The following is a 7,928-nucleotide window of genomic DNA, read 5'->3' on the forward strand; positions in this document are numbered from 1 at the left end:
CTGCGCCTTCCCCTGAAGGCTCAGGCGCGGCAGGTCAAGGGGCTGATCAGTCGGCGGCCTTGCCGTTCAGCCGTTCGCGCATTTCCTTGCCCGGCTTGAAATAGGGCACGCGCTTGGCCGAGACCGGCACCTGTTCGCCGGTGCGGGGATTGCGGCCGGTGCGGGCATCGCGGGCGCGGGTGGTGAAGGCGCCGAAGCCGCGCAGTTCGACCCGGCCGCCGCTCGACAGGCGATCGACAATCTCGCGGAAGAAAAGATCGACGATCCTTTCCACTTCCTGCAGGCTGAGGCCCGGATTTTCTTCGCCGAGTTTCTGGATCAGTTCAGAACGGATCATAGTTCCTCCAGCACCCCTAATTTTCCCTGCCGACATTTATAAACAATTGGAAAGCTGTTGACAATCGGGGAGCAACGAAATCGTTTCGATAGGGCAAGGAAGTGGCGGACGGGCATGAAAAAGCCCGCCGGAACATGGATTCCGGCGGGCTTTTCTTTGCCTGTTGGCAGGAAGGAAGGGATTAGCCTTCGTTCTTGGCCTTGAGCGCTTCGCCCAGGATGTCGCCCAGCGATGCGCCGCTGTCCGACGAGCCATACTGTGCAACAGCCTGCTTTTCTTCGGCAATCTGCATCGCCTTGACCGAGAAGGTCGGCTTCTTGGCGCGGTCGAAACCGGTCACCATGGCGTCGAACTTCTGACCGATCTGGAAGCGTTCCGAACGCTGTTCGTCGCGGTCGCGGCCCAGGTCGCTGCGCTTGATGAAGCCGGTGGCGCCATCTTCGCCGGCCTGGACTTCCAGGCCGCCGTCGCGAACTTCCAGAACGGTCACGGTGACGATCGCGTTCTTGTTCAGACCAGCAGCAGCGGCGGTGGTGCCGCCAGCGGCCGGGCCGCCACGCTCAAGCTGCTTCATGCCGAGGCTGATGCGCTCCTTCTCGACGTCGATGTCGAGAACGACGGCCTGAACCGTCTCGCCCTTGCGGTGCAGCGCCAGCGCGTCTTCGCCCGAGATGCCCCAGGCGATGTCCGACATGTGGACCATGCCGTCGACGTCGCCGTCCAGGCCGATGAACAGGCCGAATTCGGTCGCGTTCTTGACTTCGCCTTCGACGGTCGAGCCGATCGGGTGACGTTCTGCGAACGAATCCCACGGGTTCGACTGGGCCTGCTTGAGGCCGAGCGAGATGCGGCGCTTCTCGGGATCGACTTCGAGAACGATGACTTCCACTTCCTGGCTCGTCGAAACGATCTTGCCGGGGTGGACGTTCTTCTTGGTCCAAGACATTTCCGAAACATGGACCAGGCCTTCGATGCCCGGCTCCAGTTCGACGAACGCACCATATTCGGTGATGTTCGTGACGCGGCCCGACAGCTTCGCACCGACCGGGTACTTGGCGGCGGCGCCTTCCCACGGATCATTTTCCAGCTGCTTCATGCCGAGGCTGATGCGCTGGGTTTCGCGGTTGATGCGGATGATCTGGACACGGACGGTGTCACCGATGTTGATCATCTCGTTCGGGTGGTTGATGCGCTTGTACGACAGGTCGGTGACGTGCAGCAGGCCATCGATGCCGCCCAGATCAACGAACGCACCATAGTCGGTGATGTTCTTGACGACGCCTTCGATGATCTGGCCTTCGGCCAGGGTCTGGATCAGGCCCGAGCGCTGTTCGGCGCGGGTTTCTTCCAGGATGGCGCGACGCGACACGACGATGTTGCCACGACGGCGATCCATCTTGAGGATCTGGAAGGGCTGCGGGATGTCCATGAGCGGGGTGACGTCGCGAACCGGGCGGATGTCGACCTGCGAGCCGGGCAGGAAGGCGACGGCGCCGTCGAGGTCGACGGTGAAGCCACCCTTGACGCGGCCGAAGATGACGCCTTCGACGCGGGCGCTTTCGGTGAACTCGGCTTCGAGCTTGTCCCAGGCGGCTTCGCGGCGAGCGCGGTCGCGCGACAGCATGGCTTCGCCATGGGCGTTTTCGACGCGGTCGACATAGACTTCGACTTCGTCGCCGACCTTGAGGTCAGCCTTCTGGCCGGGAGCAGCGAATTCGCGCAGCGGCACGCGGCCTTCCGACTTCAGGCCGACGTCGATCAGCGCCATGTCGTTTTCGATGCCGGTAACGGTGCCCTTTACGACGCGGCCTTCAAAGCCGCCGTCTTCGCCACCGAGAGAATCATTGAGAAGCGCGGCGAAATCGTCGCGCGAGGGGAATGCCGTAGAGGCCATGGTTGGTCCTTCACTCATCATTGCTGGCCAATCGGTTGTGTCCGATGGTCTTTGGCCAAACCACGCATGCGGCCGAATACCGCCTGCGTATCCAAGGGGTTGGGCGTTGGAACGCCAAGCCTGGAAAAGCGAAAAGGGCGCCCGGAATTTCCGCGCGCCTTATCGGGTCACACGCCTACGGGCGACCTTCAAGCTGGGCGTCCACAAGCGCGATGGCCCTCTGGACGGCGGCGTCTATAGTCAAATTGCTGGTATCTAGCAAGTCGGCGCCATCGGCCACCTTGAGCGGGGCATGGTCGCGGCTCATGTCGCGGGTGTCACGCGCCTGGATATCGGCGATCAGGCTGTCCATGTCGGGCGCGCCGCCATGGGCCTGGGCATCCTTGAAACGGCGTTCGGCGCGGACATGGACGCTGGCGGTGACGAAGATCTTGGCGTCGGCATCCGGCGCGATCACGGTGCCGATGTCGCGCCCGTCGAGGATGGCGCCGCCCGGCTGGGTGGCGAAGTCGCGCTGGCGCTGGACCAGCGCGTCGCGCACGCTCTGATGCACCGACACGCGCGAGGCGAGGCTGCCGACCGCTTCGCTGCGCAGCGCCGGATCGGCCAGGATGGCGTCGTCAAAGCCGCAGGCGGCCAGCGCGTCGGCCTGATGATCCGGATCGCCGCCATTCTTCAGCACGGACAGGCCGACCGCGCGATAGAGCAGACCGGTGTCGAGCACCGGCAGGCCGTAATGGCGGCCCAGCGCCTTGGCGATCGTGCCCTTGCCCGACGCGGCGGGGCCGTCGACGGCGATGATCATGCGATCGCTCCCAGCGTCTGGAGCAGGGTGGTGAAGGTCGGGAAGCTGGTCGCGACCGGGCGCATGTCGTCGATGGTGACGCCATCGCGCGAGACCAGGCCGGCGACCGCGAAGCTCATGGCGATGCGGTGGTCGAGCCTGGTGGCGATCGGGCCGCCGCCGGGCAGGGGCTGGCCGCCGCTGCCTTCGATGATGAGACCGTCCTCCAGTTCCTCGACCGTGACGCCGATCGCGCGCAGGCCGGTGGCCATGGTGGCGATGCGGTCCGATTCCTTGACGCGCAGTTCGTCGAGGCCGCGGAAGATGCTGCGGCCATGCGCGAACGCCGCGGCGACGAAGGCGACGGGATATTCGTCGATCATGCTGGGCGCGCGGGCGGGATCGGGCTCGACGCCGTTGAGGGCGGAGGCGGTGACGACCAGGTCGCCGACCGGCTCGCCGCCGACTTCACGGGCGTTGATGATCTCGATCGATCCGCCCATTTCGCGCAGCAGGTCGATCAGGCCCGCGCGGGTGGCGTTGAGGCCGACATTGGCGATCGTCACCTGTGACCCCGGCACCAGCAGCGCCGCGACCATCGGGAAGGCGGCCGACGAGGGGTCGCCGGGCACGACGATATTCTGCGGCTTGAGTTCGGCCTCGCCCTTGAGCGTGATGATCCGGGTGCCGTCGGCCTGGACCTCGACCTCAAGGTCTGCGCCGAAGCCCTTGAGCATGCGTTCGCTATGGTCGCGGGTCGGGATCGGCTCGACCACGCGGGTGATGCCGGGGGTGTTGAGGCCGGCGAGCAGGATCGCCGACTTCACCTGGGCCGAGGCGACCGGCAGGGTGTAGTCGAGCGGCACGGCCGGGCAGGCGCCGGTCATGGTCAGCGGCAGGCGATCGCCGGGGCTGGTGGTGAAGCTGGCGCCGACGCGGGAGAGTGGTTCGGTGACGCGCGCCATCGGGCGCTTGCTGAGGGATGCGTCGCCCACGAAGGTGGCGGTGATGCCATGGCTGGCGACCAGGCCCATCAGCAGGCGGGTCGAGGTGCCGCTATTGCCCATGTCGAGCGCTTCGTGCGGCTGGAGCAGGCCGCCGACGCCGACGCCATGAATATGCCAGATGCCGTCATCGTCGCGCTGGATGTCGGCGCCCATGGCGCGCATCGCGGCCGCGGTGGCCAGCACATCCTCGCCCTCCAGCAGGCCTTCGACCCGGCTTTCGCCCACGGCCAGGGCGGACAGCATCAGCGAACGGTGGGAAATGCTCTTGTCGCCCGGAACCGCGACGCTGCCGGACAGGGCAGGGGCGGCGGTGAAGGTCATCGGGCTGGGTTGGTCATTATGGCTGGTCACAGGGTATCCATCATCTTGGAACCGAAAAAATGCGCCCGGCTTTTGACAGCGCGGTTTCGCTATGGCAAGGCGCCCGACGTTTCGTGGCCGACTTCCGTCGCGCCGCGTGATTTCTGTTTGAGCATCGAAGAAGGAACAGGCCGGACATGGTGAAGGCTGAATGGGGCACGAAGCGGACCTGCCCGAAATGCGCGACTCGCTTCTATGACCTGGGCAAGGATGACCCGGTGACCTGCATCAACTGCGGCGCCGCCTGGGAGCCCGAACCGGTGCTGAAGTCGAAGCAGCCGCTGCCCTATGAAGAGGCCGCGCCCAAGAAGGTCGTGGAAACGGCCGATGGCGAGCTGGAGACGGCGGACGATGATCTGGACATCGATCTGGACGTCGATGATGACGGCGATTCGCCGGATAATGACGTCGATCTGGGCGGCGATGACGACCTGGGCGTCGATGCCGGCAATGATGACGGCGACGACGACAATTAAGTGAAAATTCTGCTTGCCAACGGGATCGCCTGATCCTAGAGGCAGCGACCTCCGAGGCGCCGGACCCAACGGCGCCTCAAGATGGTACGGGGCCTTAGCTCAGCTGGGAGAGCGCCTGCATGGCATGCAGGAGGTCAGCGGTTCGATCCCGCTAGGCTCCACCAATTTTTTCGGCCGACGGCTTGTGCCGGACATGGTTTGATCCATCGGGACGCGGTTCGCGCCGTATCAGGATGGGGCCTTAGCTCAGCTGGGAGAGCGCCTGCATGGCATGCAGGAGGTCAGCGGTTCGATCCCGCTAGGCTCCACCAATTTTTCGGCCGACGGCTTGTGCCGGACATGGTCTGATCCATCGGGACGCGGTTCGCGCCGTATCAGGATGGGGCCTTAGCTCAGCTGGGAGAGCGCCTGCATGGCATGCAGGAGGTCAGCGGTTCGATCCCGCTAGGCTCCACCATTTTTCTTCACATAGCATCATGCACACGCGCCCCATGGGATTGCGTTGATGGCCTTCGGATTCGGTCGGGCTGGCTGCGGTGTCGGTTGGTGGCAAATTTCACTACGCTTGCAATGGCGATGTCGGGTTCTGACGGCTGATGACCAATCGCAGTCATTCCTCCCCGGCACGGGGAGGTGGCAGGCGCGGAGCGCCTGACGGAGGGGCAGGAGCCTATTAACGCTGCGCTATCCGGCCTGTGCCCCTCCACCACTCGCTGCGCGAGCGGTCCCCCTCCCCGTGCCGGGGAGGAATGGCCGTAAGCCACCCTCTTAGGCCATTCCCGCCTTCGCGAATGAGGACGGGGCAACGCCGTTCAGGCCAGCGTGACGAAGCTGTCCATCACCCGCTTGCGGCCGGCGGTTTCGAAGTCGATTTCCAGCTTGTTGCCCTCAATCGCGGCGATCGCGCCATAGCCGAATTTCTGGTGGAAGACGCGCTGGCCGACGGCCACATCGTCGCGGCCCTTGTTGCCGAGCGACACGGCGGAGGTGCGGGCTTCGACGATCCGCACGGGTTCGCGGCTGAACTGGCCGCTGGTCTGGGCGCGCTGCCAGCCGGGGCCGCGCGACGAGCCGCGCGCGACATTGGCGAAGGGATCGTCCCGTTCGGACCAGTTGGCGCGCCAGAGCGAGGCGCCGCCGGACATGCTGCTTTCCTCATCCACATGTTCGGGCGGCAATTCGCCGACGAAGCGGGAGGGGATGCTACTGGTCCACTGGCCATAGATGCGGCGGTTGGCGGCATGGAGGATGGTGCAGCGCTTGCGCGCGCGGGTGATCGCCACATAGGCGAGGCGCCGTTCCTCCTCCAGGCTGTTGAGCCCGCCTTCGTCCAGCGCGCGCTGCGAGGGGAAGATGCCTTCCTCCCAGCCGGCGAGGAAGACATTGTCGAATTCCAGGCCCTTGGCGGCGTGGATGGTCATGATGGTGAGCTTCTGCTCGTCCTGCTGCGCCTCATTGTCCATGACCAGGCTGACATGTTCGAGGAAGGCGCCCAGCGTCTCATATTCCTCCATCGCGCGAGTGAGTTCATTGAGGTTTTCGAGCCGCCCGGCGCTTTCGGTCGAGCGCTCGGCCTGCAGCGTGGCGGTATAGCCGCTTTCGTCCAGGATCTGGCGCGCCAGTTCGGCATGGGGCAGTTGTGCGGCGCGATCGCGCCAGCGGGCGAGGTCGCCGATGAAGGCGCCGAGCGAACGGCGCGCCTGGGGCGTCAGTTCGTCGGTGTCGAGGATGCGGGCGGCGGCGAGGGCGAGGGGAATGCCCTCCGCGCGCGCCAGCCGATGCAGCTTCTCGACCGCCTTGTCGCCCAGGCCGCGCTTCGGCACGTTGACGATCCGCTCGAACGCCAGGTCGTCGGCCGGCTGGTTGACGAGGCGCAGATAGGCGAGCGCGTCGCGGATTTCGGCGCGCTCATAGAAGCGGAAGCCGCCGACGATGCGATAGGGCAGGCCGATCTGGATGAAGCGGTCTTCGAATTCGCGGGTCTGGTGCTGGGCACGGACGAGGATCGCGACCTCGTCGAGCGATCCACCGGCGCGGGCGATCGCCTCGATCTCGTCGCCGACGCGGCGGGCTTCCTCCGGCCCGTCCCACACGCCAAGCACGCGCACCTTTTCGCCGACGTCGATGTCGGTCCATAGGGTCTTGCCCAGGCGATTGCCATTTTCCGCGATCACCCCGGAGGCGGCGCCCAGGATATGCGGGGTGGAGCGGTAATTCTGTTCCAGCCGGACGATCACGGCGCCCGGAAAATCCTTTTCGAACCGCAGGATATTGGCGACTTCTGCGCCACGCCATGAATAGATGGACTGGTCGTCGTCACCGACGCAGCAGATATTCTTGCGGGTCTGGGCGAGCAGCCGCAGCCAGAGATACTGGCTGGAGTTGGTGTCCTGATATTCGTCCACCATGATATATTTGAAGCGCTGCTGATATTGCTCCAGCACGTCGCGGTGGCGCTTCAAGATGGTGAGAGAGTGGAGCAGCAAGTCACCGAAATCACAGGCATTCACTTCACGCAGACGAGCCTGATAGGCGGCGTACAGCTTCTGCCCCTTGCCATGGGCATAGCCCTCGGCCTCGCCGGCACCGACTTCCTCCGGGGTGAGGCCCTTATTCTTCCACTGGTCGATCAGGCCGGCGAGCTGGCGGGCGGGCCAGCGCTTCTCGTCAATCCCCTCCGCCTGGATCAGCTGTTTCATCAGGCGCAACTGGTCGTCGGTGTCGAGGATGGTGAAATTGGACTGAAGGCCCACCAGTTCGGCATGGCGGCGCAGCATCTTGGCGGCGATCGCGTGAAAGGTGCCAAGCCAGGGCATGCCCTCGACCGCCGGGCCGATCATCCGGCCGACGCGCTCGCGCATTTCCCGTGCCGCCTTGTTGGTGAAGGTCACGGCCAGGATTTCCGAGGGCCAGGCGCGCTGGGTCGCGACCAGATGGGCGAGGCGGGCGGTGAGCGCTGCGGTCTTGCCCGTGCCCGCGCCGGCCAGCACCAGCACCGGTCCCTCCGTGGTCAGTACAGCCTGACGCTGCGGTTCGTTGAGGCCCTTCAGATAGGGCGGGTCATTGGGGG

The 7,928-nt window shown here is 65.2% G+C and carries 6 protein-coding genes and 3 tRNA genes; 4 read left to right on the forward strand and 5 right to left on the reverse strand.

From position 1 onward, the window contains the following. Positions 1-46: 46 nt before the first annotated feature. The 4 genes from CG471_RS19420 to aroA all read right to left on the reverse strand — a co-directional run bounded on the left by CG471_RS19420 (position 47) and on the right by aroA (position 4,343). Positions 47-337, reverse strand: coding sequence for an integration host factor subunit beta (locus CG471_RS19420; protein ID WP_004207675.1), 291 nt, complete (start codon positions 335-337; stop codon positions 47-49). Between the two features lie 181 nt (positions 338-518). After that, a complete protein-coding gene (gene rpsA / locus CG471_RS19425) occupies positions 519-2,231 on the reverse strand; it encodes a 30S ribosomal protein S1 (protein ID WP_004207674.1) in 1,713 nt (570 codons plus the stop codon). Between the two features lie 175 nt (positions 2,232-2,406). Next, entirely contained in the window at positions 2,407-3,036 is a 630-nt protein-coding gene (locus CG471_RS19430) for a d(CMP) kinase (RefSeq protein WP_004207673.1), read from the reverse strand. Next, positions 3,033-4,343: a 3-phosphoshikimate 1-carboxyvinyltransferase gene (gene aroA / locus CG471_RS19435; RefSeq protein ID WP_180275748.1), complete on the reverse strand. Its 1,311-nt coding sequence runs from the start codon at positions 4,341-4,343 to the stop codon at positions 3,033-3,035. Before aroA ends, CG471_RS19430 begins: the two co-directional genes overlap by 4 nt. Positions 4,344-4,519: 176 nt before the next feature. Here aroA and CG471_RS19440 point away from each other — a divergent pair, with 176 nt between their 5' ends. From CG471_RS19440 to CG471_RS19455, 4 genes are all read left to right on the forward strand, one after another. Further along, positions 4,520-4,858, forward strand: a complete 339-nt coding sequence (locus tag CG471_RS19440) for a TIGR02300 family protein (RefSeq protein ID WP_004207671.1) — start codon at positions 4,520-4,522, stop codon at positions 4,856-4,858. 88 nt (positions 4,859-4,946) lie between these two features. Next, positions 4,947-5,022: transfer RNA gene (locus CG471_RS19445), tRNA-Ala, on the forward strand. A gap of 71 nt (positions 5,023-5,093) precedes the next feature. Continuing rightward, a tRNA-Ala gene (locus CG471_RS19450) sits at positions 5,094-5,169 on the forward strand. Between the two features lie 70 nt (positions 5,170-5,239). Then, positions 5,240-5,315, forward strand: a tRNA-Ala gene (locus CG471_RS19455). Positions 5,316-5,670: 355 nt separating this feature from the next. Here CG471_RS19455 and CG471_RS19460 read toward each other — a convergent pair. Continuing rightward, positions 5,671-7,928: ATP-dependent helicase (locus CG471_RS19460; protein WP_099233152.1), on the reverse strand; the 2,258-nt coding region annotated here is incomplete at its 5' end.

It is taken from the genome of Sphingobium sp. IP1 (genome assembly GCF_002708645.1).
GTDB lineage: Bacteria > Pseudomonadota > Alphaproteobacteria > Sphingomonadales > Sphingomonadaceae > Sphingobium > Sphingobium yanoikuyae.